This is a genomic window from Nocardiopsis ganjiahuensis DSM 45031, assembly GCF_000341085.1.
In the GTDB taxonomy this organism is placed as follows: domain Bacteria; phylum Actinomycetota; class Actinomycetes; order Streptosporangiales; family Streptosporangiaceae; genus Nocardiopsis; species Nocardiopsis ganjiahuensis.
Window position 1 is genome coordinate 38,686 of the sequence record NZ_ANBA01000012.1, and the last position, 14,023, is coordinate 52,708.

General features: G+C 68.8%; 17 protein-coding genes and 1 tRNA gene. 8 read left to right on the forward strand and 10 right to left on the reverse strand.

The window, feature by feature from the left end:
• The first annotated feature begins 24 nt into the window (after positions 1–24).
• A complete protein-coding gene (locus D458_RS0117380; protein WP_017588029.1) occupies positions 25–573 on the forward strand; it encodes a PadR family transcriptional regulator in 549 nt (182 codons plus the stop codon).
• 63 nt (positions 574–636) lie between these two features.
• Here the strand turns inward: D458_RS0117380 and D458_RS0117385 are convergent.
• From D458_RS0117385 to D458_RS0117400, 4 genes are all read right to left on the reverse strand, one after another.
• Positions 637–724 (reverse strand) — tRNA-Ser (locus tag D458_RS0117385).
• A gap of 10 nt (positions 725–734) precedes the next feature.
• Positions 735–1,187: a nucleoside deaminase gene (locus tag D458_RS0117390; RefSeq protein WP_040702538.1), complete on the reverse strand. Its 453-nt coding sequence runs from the start codon at positions 1,185–1,187 to the stop codon at positions 735–737.
• 49 nt (positions 1,188–1,236) lie between these two features.
• Positions 1,237–1,725 (reverse strand): tRNA adenosine deaminase-associated protein, encoded by a 489-nt coding sequence (locus D458_RS0117395; RefSeq protein WP_026119405.1) that lies wholly within the window; start codon positions 1,723–1,725, stop codon positions 1,237–1,239.
• Positions 1,726–1,767: 42 nt separating this feature from the next.
• Positions 1,768–2,268, reverse strand: coding sequence for a tRNA adenosine deaminase-associated protein (locus tag D458_RS0117400; RefSeq protein WP_040702533.1), 501 nt, complete (start codon positions 2,266–2,268; stop codon positions 1,768–1,770).
• 324 nt (positions 2,269–2,592) lie between these two features.
• On the opposite strand from D458_RS0117400, the gene upp reads away from it, so the two are divergent.
• The 6 genes from upp to abc-f all read left to right on the forward strand — a co-directional run bounded on the left by upp (position 2,593) and on the right by abc-f (position 7,623).
• Entirely contained in the window at positions 2,593–3,246 is a 654-nt protein-coding gene (gene upp, locus D458_RS0117405; protein WP_017588033.1) for a uracil phosphoribosyltransferase, read from the forward strand.
• A 428-nt stretch (positions 3,247–3,674) separates the two neighbouring features.
• Positions 3,675–3,917 (forward strand): hypothetical protein, encoded by a 243-nt coding sequence (locus D458_RS0117410; RefSeq protein ID WP_017588034.1) that lies wholly within the window; start codon positions 3,675–3,677, stop codon positions 3,915–3,917.
• A 374-nt stretch (positions 3,918–4,291) separates the two neighbouring features.
• Positions 4,292–4,456 (forward strand): hypothetical protein, encoded by a 165-nt coding sequence (locus D458_RS37010; RefSeq protein ID WP_017545737.1) that lies wholly within the window; start codon positions 4,292–4,294, stop codon positions 4,454–4,456.
• A gap of 20 nt (positions 4,457–4,476) precedes the next feature.
• On the forward strand, positions 4,477–4,986 hold the full coding sequence (locus D458_RS0117420; protein ID WP_026119406.1) for a PH domain-containing protein: 510 nt from the start codon (positions 4,477–4,479) through the stop codon (positions 4,984–4,986).
• A gap of 229 nt (positions 4,987–5,215) precedes the next feature.
• Entirely contained in the window at positions 5,216–5,455 is a 240-nt protein-coding gene (locus D458_RS0117425) for a hypothetical protein (protein ID WP_017588036.1), read from the forward strand.
• Between the two features lie 491 nt (positions 5,456–5,946).
• Positions 5,947–7,623, forward strand: coding sequence for a ribosomal protection-like ABC-F family protein (gene abc-f / locus D458_RS0117430; protein WP_017588037.1), 1,677 nt, complete (start codon positions 5,947–5,949; stop codon positions 7,621–7,623).
• Positions 7,624–7,779: 156 nt separating this feature from the next.
• Here the strand turns inward: abc-f and dnaB are convergent, their stop codons facing one another.
• Positions 7,780–9,132, reverse strand: coding sequence for a replicative DNA helicase (gene dnaB / locus D458_RS0117435; RefSeq protein WP_017588038.1), 1,353 nt, complete (start codon positions 9,130–9,132; stop codon positions 7,780–7,782).
• Positions 9,133–9,479: 347 nt separating this feature from the next.
• Between dnaB and D458_RS0117440 the strand changes: the two genes are divergently transcribed.
• The gene (locus D458_RS0117440) at positions 9,480–10,829 is read left to right on the forward strand and encodes an MATE family efflux transporter (protein ID WP_017588039.1); all 1,350 of its coding nucleotides are present in this window, start codon (positions 9,480–9,482) and stop codon (positions 10,827–10,829) included.
• A 90-nt stretch (positions 10,830–10,919) separates the two neighbouring features.
• Here the strand turns inward: D458_RS0117440 and D458_RS0117445 are convergent, their stop codons facing one another.
• The 5 genes from D458_RS0117445 to rpsF all read right to left on the reverse strand — a co-directional run bounded on the left by D458_RS0117445 (position 10,920) and on the right by rpsF (position 13,784).
• Complete coding sequence (locus D458_RS0117445; RefSeq protein ID WP_026119407.1) at positions 10,920–11,753, reverse strand: peptidoglycan recognition protein family protein; 834 nt, start codon at positions 11,751–11,753, stop codon at positions 10,920–10,922.
• Between the two features lie 176 nt (positions 11,754–11,929).
• Positions 11,930–12,376, reverse strand: a complete 447-nt coding sequence (gene rplI, locus D458_RS0117450; RefSeq protein ID WP_026119408.1) for a 50S ribosomal protein L9 — start codon at positions 12,374–12,376, stop codon at positions 11,930–11,932.
• Positions 12,377–12,404: 28 nt separating this feature from the next.
• Positions 12,405–12,641, reverse strand: coding sequence for a 30S ribosomal protein S18 (rpsR, locus tag D458_RS0117455; RefSeq protein WP_013155832.1), 237 nt, complete (start codon positions 12,639–12,641; stop codon positions 12,405–12,407).
• A 113-nt stretch (positions 12,642–12,754) separates the two neighbouring features.
• Complete coding sequence (locus tag D458_RS0117460) at positions 12,755–13,357, reverse strand: single-stranded DNA-binding protein (RefSeq protein WP_017588042.1); 603 nt, start codon at positions 13,355–13,357, stop codon at positions 12,755–12,757.
• 136 nt (positions 13,358–13,493) lie between these two features.
• A complete protein-coding gene (gene rpsF, locus D458_RS0117465; protein WP_026119409.1) occupies positions 13,494–13,784 on the reverse strand; it encodes a 30S ribosomal protein S6 in 291 nt (96 codons plus the stop codon).
• Between the last annotated feature and the right edge of the window lie 239 nt (positions 13,785–14,023).

The window sequence follows — 14,023 nt, forward strand, 5'->3', positions numbered from 1 at the left end:
TCCGGACCTCCCTAGAATGCGCTCATGTCCCTGCCCCACGCGATTCTGACCGCCCTGCTGGAGAAACCCTCCTCCGGACTGGAACTCACCCGGCGCTTCGACCGCTCCATCGGGTACTTCTGGTCCGCCACCCACCAGCAGATCTATCGCGAGCTGGGCAAGCTGGAGAAGGCCGGACTCATCCGGGCCCTGCCGACGGACTCGCCCACCCGGGGCCAGAAGAAGGAGTACGAGGTACTGGCCTCGGGCCGGGAGGAGCTGGAGCGCTGGGTCGCCGGGCAGGACGAACCGCGCGACCCCCGCGACCCCCTGCTGCTGCGCCTGCGCGCGGCGGGGGTCGTGGGGGTGGGCGACGGTCTGCTCGAGGAGCTGCGCCGCCACCGGGAACTGCACGCCGCCCGCCTGGCGGAGTACCGGGAGTTCCAACGGCGCGACGCGGCCCGCGGCCACGGGACCGAGCGGGACCGGGTCCAGGGCCTGGTGCTGCAGGGCGGTATCGACCTGGAGCTCTTCTGGGTGAACTGGCTCGACAAGGCCATCGACGGCCTGGCCGTCCCCGGAACCGCCTCCTAGGCACGCCCGGGAAGGCCTGGTGCGCACAAAAAACCGCCCCCGGCTGCTGCCGGGGACGGCTTGTGGCGGTGGATGAGGGATTTGAACCCTCGAAGGGTTGCCCCTTACCCGCTTTCGAGGCGGGCGCCATCGGCCACTAGGCGAATCCACCGAGAGGTACTCTACCGGACGCGGCGCCGTTCGAAAAACCGAATCAGCAGATCCGCGCACCTGTCGGCGGTGTCCTGACTGATCAGATCGGGTGGAACGACTTCGGGACGGTGGTTCTGCCGGGGGTCCCTGACCAGGTCCCACATCGAACCCGCCGCCCCGGCCTTGGCGTCGCGCGCCCCGTAGACCAGGCGGTCCACCCGGGAGAGCACGGTGGCTCCGGCGCACATCACACAGGGTTCGAGGGTGACCACCAGGGTGCATCCGGACAGGCGCCACTCACCGCGCGCCTGGGACGCCGCACGCAGCGCCAGCACCTCGGCGTGTCCGGTCGGATCGCCGTCGGCCTCGCGTCGGTTGTGTCCGCGGCCCAGGACGGCGCCGTCGGGTCCGAGCACCACGGCACCGACCGGCACGTCGTCGGTGGCCAGGGCCAGCTCGGCCTCGGCCAGGGCGTCGAGCATCGCGCCGTCGACCGCACCCCGGTCGAGATCGGGCAGGTCGGTCAACCGGTCACAGCCTCATCGAGTCGAGGAGGTCGGCGAAGCCGGAGCGTTCGGCGATCACCGCGAGTACGTCACTGGGCAGCACGCCGCCGCCCACGGAGAGGTCGGCGAGTTCGTCCTCGGCCACCCCGAGATCGGTGAGCAGCTCCCCGTCACCGTCCGGCCTGGGGTCGGGGCGGGCGCCCGCGCTCTCGGCGGGCACGGGTGCGCCGAGCCCGCCGGCCTCGGAGAGCACACCGGCCAGCGGGTGGTCGTGCACCACCCGGCCGTCGGAGAGGTAGACCCGCGGATCCGGAACCGACTCGTCCACCCGGATGACGGCGAACCACTCGTCGTCCGCCTCCACGAGCAGCAGGGCCAGCTCGCTGTCCCAGTCCGTCGCGAGGTCCAACATGAGGTCGGTGATGTCGTCGATGGCCTCGACGCCACCGAGATCGACCTCGGTTCCCCGCCACGTCTTCCCGTTCGGGGCGAAGACGGCTGCGAAGGTCGACACCACGTGCCCTCCTGTCTCTCCTGACCGCGTTCCAGGCGACCCCTACCCCATACCGTCCAGGACACGCTGGAAGGACTGGGCGAATCCCAACCGCTCGGACACGCTCGCGAGCACCTCGTCCGGATAGAGGTCGAGATCGCCCGCGAGGGCGCCCAGTTCCATCTCGTCCAGACCCAGGTCCGCGACCACGGACAGGTCTCCCGCGGGCAGGACCTGGTCGAGGTCGTCGTCGTCCGGCAGGTCGATGTCCAGGTAGTCCAGGACGTCCCGGGCGACCTGCCAGTCGACCGAGGCGGTCACGTCGGACAGGAAGAGGGAGACCTCGCCTCCGTACACACGGACGATGATGAAGAAGTCGTCGCCGACCGACACCAGCCCGATGGACCCGCTGATGCTCGGCTGTTGGCGCAGGGCGTGGATGAGCCCCTTGAGATCGTGTGTCAGCGCTACGGGGAGAAGGTCGACATCCCAGTACTCCTCTTCCCTGTACGCGACGGCCGCGAAGTCACCCGAGTCGTCGTCACCATGATCGAGCACTGTCATCGTCACCCCAACCCGGACGGTGTTTCGGTGCGGACGAGTGGAGCCCGGCTCGCCCGTGCGAGTGCCATGGTAACGATCACTCCCACCTCGCCGTAGTCGCTCATCCGCCGTGGAACGCCCTAACGCTCTCATGAGAGGCGGGTCCCCCGCGCCCCCGTGACCGATCCCATGCACACCAGTTCCGCGCCGGAGACCCCCGGAACCGCCCGGGAGGGGGTGTGGAGGGTCCGATGAGCCCTGGTCCGGGTGATACGCGCGGTTAGACTCGGGCAGGCCCCTCACCCCGTCAACCGTCCCGTTATCCCAGCTCACCCGGAGAACGTTTTGGAAACCCTGGTCGTCGACCACCCCTTGGTCGCGCACAAGCTGACCACCCTGCGCGACGTGCGGACCGACTCACCGACCTTCCGGCGGCTGACGGACGAGCTGGTCACCCTGCTCGCCTACGAAGCGACGCGGGACGTCCGCGTGACAGAGGTCACCATCGAGACCCCGCTCGTGGAGACCACCGGCACCCAGCTGACGCGTCCCACCCCGCTCGTGGTCCCGATCCTGCGCGCCGGGCTCGGCATGCTCGACGGCATGACCCGCCTCCTGCCCACCGCGGAGGTCGGCTTCCTCGGCATGGCGCGTGACGAGGAGACCCTCCAGCCCGCCACCTACGCCGACCGCCTTCCGCAGGACCTGTCCGGACGCCAGTGCTACGTGCTGGACCCGATGCTGGCCACCGGCGGCACCCTGGCCGCGGCGCTGAAGCTGCTCGTCGAACGCGGCGCCGACCACATCACCGCGATCTGCCTGCTGGTGGCGCCCGAGGGCCTGACCGCCGTGGAGCAGAAACTGACCGAAACCCTGCCCGGTGACCACGGCGCCACACTGCGCGTCGTGACCGCGGCGGTGGACGAGCGCCTGAACGAGAACGGCTTCATCCTCCCGGGGCTGGGGGACGCCGGCGACCGCCTGTACGGCTGCGCCTGAGTCCGGAGCCCCGCCACGCAAGGCACCCGCGCCCAATCGGATCACCGGTTGGGCGCTTTTTCGGCTCTTTTGGGGACGGGGTGAATGAACGCCCGAAAATCGGGCATTGGTCCCATCGTGCCCTGCTTCCCCGGTGGTGTCACCCCAGGTCGAGCCCGCTCGACCGGACTCCGGCCGACACGGTATTGCATTAGCCGAATTCATTTCGAGATTGGAACGTAACAGATTACAGTGATCATGGTTCCTGACCACCCGTAACCGGGTGCACCCGCCAGACCGAAACCACCCCACAAGGGGCTCAGCCCACTGATATCCGAACGCCGCTGCCTGTTTCCGGCGCGGAGTTCCGGCAACCCTCCAGTGGCTACGCAAAGCCCCCGAGCGCACACGCGCCGTGCTGTTCCGCCCTCGCAGCCCTAAGGAGTGAGATGCCCGAGAACCCTTCCCCCTCGACAACCCAGGCCGCCCGCGACCCCCACTTCAACCCAGTCATCAGTCGCCTGTCCACAGAGTTCTCCGACGTGCACCACTCCTCCACCGTCTCCCGGTGCGTGGACGCGGCCAGACACGGCGCCCAGGACGTGACCGGGCGGGCCACCCCGGACCTCGTGGAGCGCATCGCCCGACAGCACCTCCAGGTGCTCGCCCTGGCCTTCGCGGAACAGCGTTAGACACTCCCGCACCAGTTTCGGGCCCGCACTACCCCCCTCTTCGGAACGCGAAGAACCGGGTTCCCTGTCGTCTCCCTCCTCGGATCGGCGAACCCTTCCTCGGAACCCGGGCCCGCCCCTGGTGTGCCTTCGCCCCTTCGGGAGCGCATCCCGACCGACTTTTCACCGCCCTGACCTGCATCAGAACGGAAACCTCTTTCCGGACCACCATTCACCGGGTTACCAACACCACCGGAACCGGACACAGCCCGCAAGCGGTGAACGTCCGACATACCGCCACGCCGAGGGTGCGCCCCAGGCTTTACGGGCATGATGGTCGATGGAACAATCACTGCTGGGTTGGTGGGTCAGGTGGATTCCAAGGGGAGTCAGTCGTGGCGAAGTTGAAGAAATGGGGCGGTTATGCGCTCATCGGTTTCGTGGCGTTTTATCTGCTCACGCAACCGGAAAGCGCGGCCGGAGTGATCCAGAGCGGACTGGATCTCCTGGTGGGCGGCGCTGAGTCGATGTCCCGGTTCGTCAACACGCTGCTGTCGTAGACGGGGACGGGTCGGCTGTCATGAAGCTCGTAGCCTCGAGCAACGCGGCTCCAGCGTCGGTGAACCGCTACCTCCTGCCGCATGAGCAGGACGTCGTGACCATCCGTCGGCACCCAGCGGTCCTCATCGGTCCGGTGGGTGCGGTTCTGGCGGCCCTGGTGTTCGCGGCCATCCTGAGCAGGACGATCGGCGCCAACAGCACCGCGACCCTGGCCGTCGTGTGGTGGCTCTGGCTGCTGGTGCTGGTGTGGTTCGTCTGGCGGGTCGCCGAGTGGTCCGTCGACTACTTCGTGATCACGTCGGCGCGGTTGTTGCTGACCCAAGGGCTGATCACCCGGCAGGTGAACATGATGCCGCTGGGCAAGGTCACCGACATGCGGTTCGAGCGAACACTGCTCGGCCGCTTCCTCGGGTACGGCACCTTCGTGATGGAGTCCGCAGGTCAGGACCAGGCGCTCAGCAGGATCGCTTTCATTCCCTACCCCGAGCAGCTCTATCTCGAAGTCGTGGGACTGATCTTCAAGGAGTAGCCGGCCGCGCACCGACCACAGACGTTCGCGGAGCACCCGTCCAGGCGGCGGGTGCTCTTTCGCGTCCGGGGTAGGACCGGGTTACCAACCTGTTCACCTTCCGTTCACCTTGCTGGCCCGCACACCGCTGAACCCCTGGGCAGCAGACCCACCCAGACGGAAGTGAATTGACTCCAAGGTGAACATAGGGTTAACTTGGGTCATCTGCTAAGGAAACGAGGAGGGCTACATGGCACGCAGGACCGAACACGGGCCGCACCTCTCTCGCTCCGCGACCACCCCTCGGCGTGTCCGGTCCGCCGCAGCGAGCCGTCGGCTCTCCGGCCTGGCCCCCGAGCCCGCGCTGGTCCCGAAGCCGCGCGAGGTCCGCGAGAACACCGACACGACCACTTCGGAGCACCCGATCATGCACTGGGTCCTGGTCACTGACGACAACGGCCGCACCCGGCCCGAGGCGCGCTGGCTCTGACAGCCGCAGCGCTCGAAACAACCACGAAGGGCCGTCCGCCGAGCGCGGGCGGCCCTTCGTCATGCCTCCCGGAGAGCCTCGAGGATCACTTTCCGAAGCCTCCTGATCGCTATGTCGACAAATCGGCAAGGAAATAAACCCCCTATTCGGTCGTCCCTATATGAGGCACACAGCAACAGCTGAGAGTGATGCCCCTCTCACTGGAACTCCCTTGACGCCCTTTGAAACGAGACGTATCGTCTCACCCATGAGGCTTCAGATCTTCCTGTAACCCGCGCCGGACGCCCGCGTTCCGAGCAAGCGCCCCACCGCCACTGCGGTGCCGCGCCGCTCCGCAGGCGTCACCACACCGCGGTCGCTTACGGAAGGCCTCAGCACCCCTGGTTCCGGCTCACCGGCACACCCCTGTGCCCATGCCCGAAACCTCCTGGCTCTCCCTGTCGATCCGCGGAACCGATCACCACCGGAACCACGTAGACCAGGAGAGCCACATGCTCGGAACACTCACCCGACACCGGTCCCAGCTCGCGCTCCGCGAGATCAGCAAGCGCTACGGGGACCACACGGTCCTGGACCGGGTCAGCCTCACCGTCGGCCCGGGCGAACGCGTCGGCGTGATCGGCGACAACGGCTCCGGCAAGAGCACCCTCCTCCGCCTCCTCGCGGGCGAGGAGGACCCGGACAACGGGGAACTCACCGTCCGGGCCGCAGGCGGCGTCGGCTACCTTCCCCAGACCCTCGAGGGGGTGTCAGGCGGACTACCGAACGGCACCGTCGGTGACGCGATCGACGCCGCACTCCGAGGGCTGAGGGAGCTGGAGGAGCGCATCCGCGCGGCCGAGGCCGCCCTCGGCGAGGCCGCCCCGGAGCAACTGAACGCCTACGGCGACCTCCTGGCGGAGTTCGAGGCGCGCGACGGCTACGGCGCAGACGCCCGCGTCGACGCCGGACTGCACGGTCTGGGCCTGCCCGGCCTGGAGCGGGACCGGCCCCTGCGGACGCTGTCCGGCGGGGAGCGTTCGAGGCTGGCGCTGGCCGCGGTGCTGGCCGCCTCGCCCGAGCTCCTCCTGTTGGACGAGCCCACCAACGACCTGGACGACCGCGCGGTCGCCTGGTTGGAGGAGCGGCTCCGGCAGCACCGGGGCACGGTCGTCGCCGTCACCCACGACCGGGCTTTCCTGGCCGGGGTGACCGAGACGGTGCTGGAGGTGGACACGGACACCCACCGGGTGAGGCGCTACGGCAACGGCTACGACGGGTTCCTCGCCGCCAGGGCGGCGGCGCGGGCCCGCCGGGCCCGCGAGTACGAGGACTGGAAACAGGACCTGGCCAGGCAGCGGCGGCTGGCCGACAACCACATCGCCGCCCTGCGGGCGATCCCGCGCAAGATGGAGAAGGCGGCCTTCGGCCACGGCGGGTTCAGGATGCGCGGCGCGGCACACGGTTCCATGGGCCGGATCCGCAACGCGAAGGAGAGGCTGGCACGGCTGACCGAGAACCCTGTCGCACCGCCGCCGGTCCCCCTCCGGATGGCCGCCGAGTTCGCCGGCCCGCTCTCCCACGAGGAAGCGGCGGAGACGGCCCCGGTCGCGGAGCTGGAACGGGTGCGGGTGGACCGCCGGCTGGACATCGGCGCCCTGTCGCTGGCGCCGGGTGAGCGGGTCCTGGTCACCGGCCCCAACGGGGCGGGGAAGACCACCCTGGTCCGGGTCCTGGCCGGGGAGCTGGCCCCCGGCTCCGGCCGGGTGCTCCTGCCCGGCAGGATCGGCCTCCTGCGCCAGGAGAACGCCCCGGTACCGCCGGGGCGGACCGTGCTCCAGGCCTACGCGGCCGGGCGCCCCGGCCCCGCGGAGGAGTACCGGGACGAACTGGCCTCGCTCGGGCTGTTCCGGGCCGACGGGCTCGACCGGACGGTGGCCTCGCTGTCCGTGGGCCAGCGGCGCAGGATCGAGGTGGCCCGGCTGACCTCGGGCGCCCACGAGCTGCTGCTGTTGGACGAGCCGACCAACCACCTCTCCCCCGGCCTGGTGGAGGAACTGGAGGAGGCGCTCTCCCGCTACACGGGCGCCCTGGTGCTGGTGACACACGACCGGATGATGCGCGAGCGCTTCGGCGGCCGCCACCTGGAACTCCGTGCGGGCACCGTGATCGCCGACTCCCGGCGGTAGACATGTCGACGTGTCTCTTTGTCGACATTTCGGCTCGCACATAAGTCGACTTATGGATTGACCGATACAACGGGGCGTGACTACTGGTCACGCCCCGCACCCATGAACGCTTTCCCGAAGCACGGTAGGTCAGCGGGGCCGGGCCGTGTCGACGGATTAACCGGGCGCCATGTCGACGAAGCGGCTGTAGTGGCCCTGGAAGGCCACAGTCACGTCCGCGGTGGGACCGTTGCGGTGCTTGGCCACGATGATGTCGGCCTCGCCCGCGCGCGGCGACTCCTTGTCGTGCACGTCCTCGCGGTAGAGCAGGATCACCATGTCGGCGTCCTGCTCGATGCTGCCCGATTCGCGAAGATCCGACACCTGGGGGCGTTTGTCGGTGCGCTGCTCGGGGCCGCGGTTGAGCTGGGACAGCGCCACCACGGGCACCTCCAGCTCCTTGGCCAGGAGCTTGAGCGAACGCGACATCTCGGAGACCTCCTGCTGGCGGCTCTCCACCCGGCCGGGCGAGCTCATCAGCTGGAGGTAGTCGACGATCACGAGCTTGAGGTCGTGCTGCTGCTTGAGGCGGCGGCACTTGGCCCGGATCTCCATCATCGACATGTTGGGCGAGTCGTCGATGAACAGCGGCGCGCTGGCCACCTCGCCCATCCGTCTGGCCAGCCGCGCCCAGTCCTCGTCGGTCATCAGACCGGACCGCATGGTGTGCAGCGGCACCCGTGCCTCGGCGGAGAGCAAGCGCATGACGATCTCGTTGCGCCCCATCTCCAGACTGAAGAAAACGGACGCCATCTCGTTCTTGATAGACGCAGCACGCGCGAAATCCAAGGCCAGGGTGCTTTTTCCAACGGCTGGTCTCGCGGCGATGATGACCATCTGGCCGGGGTGGAGGCCGTTGGTGAGGGCGTCGAAGTCGGCGAAGCCGGTGGGGACGCCGGTCATGCTGCCGTCGTTGGCCCCGATCGCCTCGATCTCGTCCAGGGCGCCGGGCATGATGTCGCCCAGGACCACGTAGTCCTCGCCGGTGCGCTTCTCCGCGACCTTGTAGATCTCGGCCTGGGCGTGGTCGACGAGGTCGTCCACCTCGCCGTCGCCCGCGTAGCCGATCTGCGCGATGCGGGTGCCGACCTCGACCAGGCGGCGCAGGACGGCGCGGTCCGAGACGATCTTGGCGTAGTAACCCGCGTTGGCCGCGGTGGGGATCGCCTCGGTGAGGGTGTGCAGGTACGGCGCTCCGCCGACCCGGGTGGCCTCACCGCGCTTGGTCAGCTCCGCGTTGACGGAGATGGCGTCGACGGGCTCACCGCGGGAGAAGAGGTCGACGACACTGTCGTAGATGATCTGGTGCGCGGGGCGGTAGAAGTCCGCGGAGCGGATGATCTCGACGACCTGGGTGATGGCGTCCTTGGACAGCAGCATGCCGCCCAGGACGCTCTGTTCGGCCTGGATGTCATGGGGTGGGGTGCGCTCGTATCCGCCTTCTTCAGGTGGTTGCCCAGCGACACTCACGAACTTCTCCCCACACCGGCCGCGTGTGTCGGCCCGGATCGGGCCGACTCTTCCAGGATGCCCCATCCCCGGTGCCGAAGGCGCCGTGCGGGGCGCCTGTGGACAAGTCCTTACCATCACATCCGAAGCCCTGTGGGGCATTGCGCACAGAGGTTATGCACATCACCTGTGGATAACTTTGCCGCGAGTCGCCCATAACCTGCTTGAACTGGGAAAACGTAGTTCGCCACCGGGACGTGCAAGATGTCTCACAGGACGGCTTTCCACAGGTTATCCACAGGCTTCGACCCACCTGTGGACAACGCCACAGATAGTCTCGAACGCCTGTCCGGTACTGTGGCTCCGTCATGGCAACTCTGCTCTCCGCGGCCCCCTTCCGGCACCGCCACGACCGCGAGATCTTCGCTCTCGCCGTCCCCACGTTCTTCGCGCTCATCGCCGAGCCCCTCTTCCTGCTCACCGACACCGCGATCGTCGGCAGCCTGGGCACCCGGGCTCTGGGCGGACTCGGGGTCGCGGGCCAGGTCCTGATGACCCTGGCCGCGGTGTGCATCTTCCTCGCCTACGGGACCACCGCGGCGGTGGCCCGCAAGTTCGGCGCCGGCGACACCACCGGCGGCATCCGTGACGGGGTGGACGGGCTCTGGCTCGCGATCCTGCTGGGGATCGCCGCGATCGGGATCGGCTGGCCGCTGGGCCCGTGGATGATCGACCTCCTGGGCGCCTCGCCCGAGGTGGCACCCTACGCCCTCACGTACCTGCGGATCAGCCTGCTGAGCACGCCGTTCCTGTTGGTCGTCATGGCCGGAACCGGGGTCCTGCGCGGTCTCCAGGACGCCAGGACGCCGTTGGTGGTGGCCGTCGCCTCCTACATCGGCAACGCCGTGCTGTGCGCGACCTTCGTGTTCGTCTTCGACTGGGGCATCGCCGGTTCGGCCTGGTCGACGGTGCTCGCCCAGGGCGCGGGAGCGTTCTGGTACGTGGCGGCCATCGCCCGCTCGGCCCGGCGCGCGGGGGTGTCCCTCACCCCGACCCTGGCGGGGCTGCGGGCCTCGGCCTCGGCCGGGTTCGCGCTGTTCCTGCGCAGCGTGTCCATGCGCGTGGTGGCGCTGGTGACGACCGCCGTCGCCGCCCGTCTCGGTGACGAGTCGATCGCCGCACACCAGGTCAGCTACAACATCTGGGCCCTGCTGGTGTTCGCGATGGACGCCATCGCCATCGCCGGGCAGTCGATCGTGGGCCGCTACCTCGGCGCCGGTGACGTGCGGGGGACCAAGGACGCCACCCGCCGCATGGTCGAGTGGGGCGTGATGTCGGGACTCGTGTTCGCGGTCCTGGTGTTCCTCGTGCTGCCCTGGGCCCACGTCCCCTTCACCTCGGACCCGCGGGTGGCCGTGCTGATCACGGCCTCCCTCGTGGTGGTGGCGCTGATACAGCCGCTGAGCGGGGTGACGATGGTGCTGGACGGGGTCCTCATGGGGGCAGGAGACCAGCGCTACCTGGCCTGGGCGTCCCTGTGGACGATGCTCGCCTTCCTGCCGTTCGCCCTGGTCGTCCCCCGGCTCGCCACCTCCGAGGTGTGGGGCCTGGTGGGGCTGTGGATCGCCTTCGCCGTGTGGATCCTGGCCCGCGCCGTCACCCTGGGCCTGCGCGCCCGGGGCGGGTCCTGGCTCGTCACCGGCGCGGCCCGGCCGTGATCAGCGGGTGGACCGCCCCTGCGGCGGGGAGCAGGGACGGTTCTCGGTCTTCTCCGGGCCAGGGCCTTCCCGGGTCAGGGCACCGCGCCGTCAGAGAGACGTGTCGAGGTCACCGATGGCGGGGCCGTGGTAGAAGGTCGCGATCCGCTCGGAGCTCGGTACGGCCGGGTAGCTCGGCAGCTCCTCCAGGGTGAGCTCCCTCCCTGCCTGCCTGCTCAGGTGGATGAGCTGTTCGCGCAGCCGGCTCCCCACGTCGTCGCGGAGCTGGGGGAGCATCGAGTAGAGCTTGTCGCCCGGGCAGCTGGTGGCGTTGTAGTCGCGGTGGCCCACGATCGCCTCCTGCGGGTCGAGGCGGTACACGAGGCACAACCACGAGCAGGTGTCGACCAGGGCGGACATGAGCGCGCCGGGCGGGGTCGTCGAGGTGTAGGTGCCCTCGTTCTCGATCCCGATCGTGTGCGAGTTGTGGTTCGCGGTGTGCGCGCCGAGCACGTGCTTGCCGTCCCGGATCGCCTGGAGCGACCGGTCGCGCCCCTCCATGATGTGTCCGCCGCGACTGATCGTCAGCTGCTGCCCGGTGTCACTCCACCCGTTGCTGTCCATGTGGTAGCTCTGGATGGACCTCGACAGCGCTGCGGCGTGGCTGGTCGACGTGTCCGACACGTTCCCGGTGGCGGTGTGGTGCACGACGATGTGGGTCGGGCCCGTCGCCAGTACCTGGATGCCGCCCTTGGGGGCGCGCGCCTTCCAGTCCGCCCGGGTGTAGACCTTGGGCGTCGCCGAGGCGGAGGCCGGTCCCGCAGCCGACACCCCCAGCACCCCACCGAGGAGGACTCCGCCGGCGGCCAGGGCGGCTCCTCGCAGCATCGTCCTACGGTCCACCGCCAGAGGGTGGTCGGTCTCGGGTCGTCTCTCAACGGCCATCGGTATGCTGTCCTCTCCGTGCGGAGCGCCGCGGGACGCGACGCGACACAGAGAACACGCTAGATTACAAAGAGTAATCAAAGGGTGGTTTGCAGTAATACGGCGTGTTCCGTCAAGCACGGAACCCCGCCCCTCCGAAGAGGGACGGGGTCCGGGAGCGGAACGGCCGACGCGTACTAGGCGCCGACGATGTCCAGCTTGATCGTCGCGGCGACCTCGGGGTGCAGGCGGACCTGGACCTTGTGGGCACCGACCGACTTGATCGGGTTCTTGATCTCGATCCGGCGCTTGTCCAGCTCGGGACCGCCGGTGGCCTTGACGGCCTCGACGATGTCCGCGGGCGTGACCGAACCGAACAGACGACCACCCTGACCGGCGCGCTGCTTGAGGCGCACGTTCAGAGCACCGACCCGGCCGGCGACCTGCTGGGCCTCGTCCAGGGTACGGATGTCACGCGCCTTGCGGGCACGCTGGATCAGGTCGATCTGCTTCTGAGCGCCGCGGGTCCACCGGATGGCGAACCCTCGGGGCAGCAGGTAGTTGCGACCGTAACCGTTCTTCACCTCGACGACATCGCCGGGGGCTCCGAGACCGTTGACCTCGTGGGTCAAAATCAGCTTCACGACAAAAACCTCCCTCGGAATATCGCCGCTAGCGAGCGGTGCTGGTGTAGGGCAGCAGGGCCACCTCGCGCGCGTTCTTGATCGCCGTGGCGACGTCGCGCTGGTGCTGCGTGCAGTTGCCGGTCACCCGACGGGCACGGATCTTGCCGCGCTCGGAGATGAACTTGCGGAGAAGCGTGGTGTCCTTGTAGTCGATGTAGGACTGCTTCTCCTGGCAGAAGAGGCAAACCTTCTTCTTGGGCTTGCGCGCTGCCGGCTTAGCCATCGTGGTGCTCCTTCGCAAGAGCCCCGGGGTCCTCCCGGGGATGGGCTGGGAAAATGAAAGGTGACTCGGTCCCCGGAGGGACCGGGCCGGGTGTTACGAGGGGTGGACGCCGTCTAGAACGGGGGCTCGTCGGAGAAACCTCCGCCGCCGCCACCGAAACCGCCGCCGCCACCGCCGTTGGTCGCCCACGGGTCGTCGGCCGGGGCACCACTGCGGCCGCCCTGGCCGCCCTGGTTGCCGCCGAAACCGCCGCCCTGGTTCCCGTAGCCGCCGCCCTGGGGCTGTCCGCCCTGGGGCTGGCCGCCACCGAACCCGCCGCCCTGGTTGGCGCCGAAACCGCCACCACCCTGCCGCTGCGTCTTCGTCACCTTGGCGGTGGCGCTGCGCAGGGCCGGTCCGACCTCTTCGACGTCGATCTCGTAGACGGTCCGCTTCTCACCCTCGCGGGTCTCGAAGGACCGCTGCTTCAGGCGACCCTGCACGATGACGCGCATGCCGCGCTGAAGGCTCTCGGCCACGTTCTCCGCGTACTGACGCCACACGGTGCAGGAGAGGAACATGGACTCTCCGTCCTTCCACTCCCCCGACGCGCGGTCGAAGGTGCGGGGCGTCGAGGCCACACGGAAGTTGGCGACCGCGGCTCCACTGGGCGTGAAGCGCAGTTCAGGGTCATCGACGAGGTTGCCGACGAGCGTGATCTGGGTTTCGCCTGCCATGGATCGGCTCCGGTTCGAGATAGTTCGGGATCAGGCGGTTTCGCCTGCTCCCCGCATCATCCCTGCCCCTAGAGACAGAACAGCCCTGGGGACGGAAGAGGACGAGCGGGGTCAGGGGGTCGGGGCACTGGGGTGCCTAGTGAACCTCGGGGCGCAGAACCTTGGTGCGGAGCACGGCCTCGGCGATGCCGAGCTGACGGTCGAGCTCCTTGACCGTCTCGGGCTTGGCGGTCAGGTCGATGACCGCGTAGATGCCCTCGGAGTTCTTGTTGATGTCGTAGGCGAGACGACGCTTGCCCCAGATCTCCGTCTTCTCGACCGAGCCGCCGTCGTTGCGGACGACGCCCAGGAAGTTCTCCAGCGACGGGGCGACGGTGCGCTCGTCGAGGTTCGGGTCGAGGATGACCATGATTTCGTAACGACGCATAAGCGTACGTTCCTCCTCTGGACTGTTGCGGCCATGGAATCTCCATGGCAGGAGGGCAGGAGCCCGGCGTTCCGCCGCCCCGGTCGGGCCGGGGCGCACCGCTCGGGCTCTGAGCCATACGGGAACCAAGGCTACCAGCAGCGGCGTACCACCGGTGCTGGTCTGTGGACAACCCGGACCCTGCGCACGATCCGGACGCCCCGGAGCGCGCCACGCGCAAAGGCCGGGGGCCGGTGCCG

Coding starts and splice junctions, on each gene's coding strand:
- D458_RS0117380 (WP_017588029.1), top strand. CDS start 25: ATGTCCCTGCCCCACGCGATTCTGACCGCCCTGCTGGAGAAACCCTCC.
- D458_RS0117390 (WP_040702538.1), bottom strand. CDS start 1,187: ATGCTCGACGCCCTGGCCGAGGCCGAGCTGGCCCTGGCCACCGACGAC.
- D458_RS0117400 (WP_040702533.1), bottom strand. CDS start 2,268: ATGACAGTGCTCGATCATGGTGACGACGACTCGGGTGACTTCGCGGCC.
- D458_RS0117410 (WP_017588034.1), top strand. CDS start 3,675: ATGCCCGAGAACCCTTCCCCCTCGACAACCCAGGCCGCCCGCGACCCC.
- D458_RS0117420 (WP_026119406.1), top strand. CDS start 4,477: ATGAAGCTCGTAGCCTCGAGCAACGCGGCTCCAGCGTCGGTGAACCGC.
- D458_RS0117425 (WP_017588036.1), top strand. CDS start 5,216: ATGGCACGCAGGACCGAACACGGGCCGCACCTCTCTCGCTCCGCGACC.
- abc-f (WP_017588037.1), top strand. CDS start 5,947: ATGCTCGGAACACTCACCCGACACCGGTCCCAGCTCGCGCTCCGCGAG.
- D458_RS0117440 (WP_017588039.1), top strand. CDS start 9,480: ATGGCAACTCTGCTCTCCGCGGCCCCCTTCCGGCACCGCCACGACCGC.
- D458_RS0117445 (WP_026119407.1), bottom strand. CDS start 11,753: ATGGCCGTTGAGAGACGACCCGAGACCGACCACCCTCTGGCGGTGGAC.
- rpsR (WP_013155832.1), bottom strand. CDS start 12,641: ATGGCTAAGCCGGCAGCGCGCAAGCCCAAGAAGAAGGTTTGCCTCTTC.
- D458_RS0117460 (WP_017588042.1), bottom strand. CDS start 13,357: ATGGCAGGCGAAACCCAGATCACGCTCGTCGGCAACCTCGTCGATGAC.
- rpsF (WP_026119409.1), bottom strand. CDS start 13,784: ATGCGTCGTTACGAAATCATGGTCATCCTCGACCCGAACCTCGACGAG.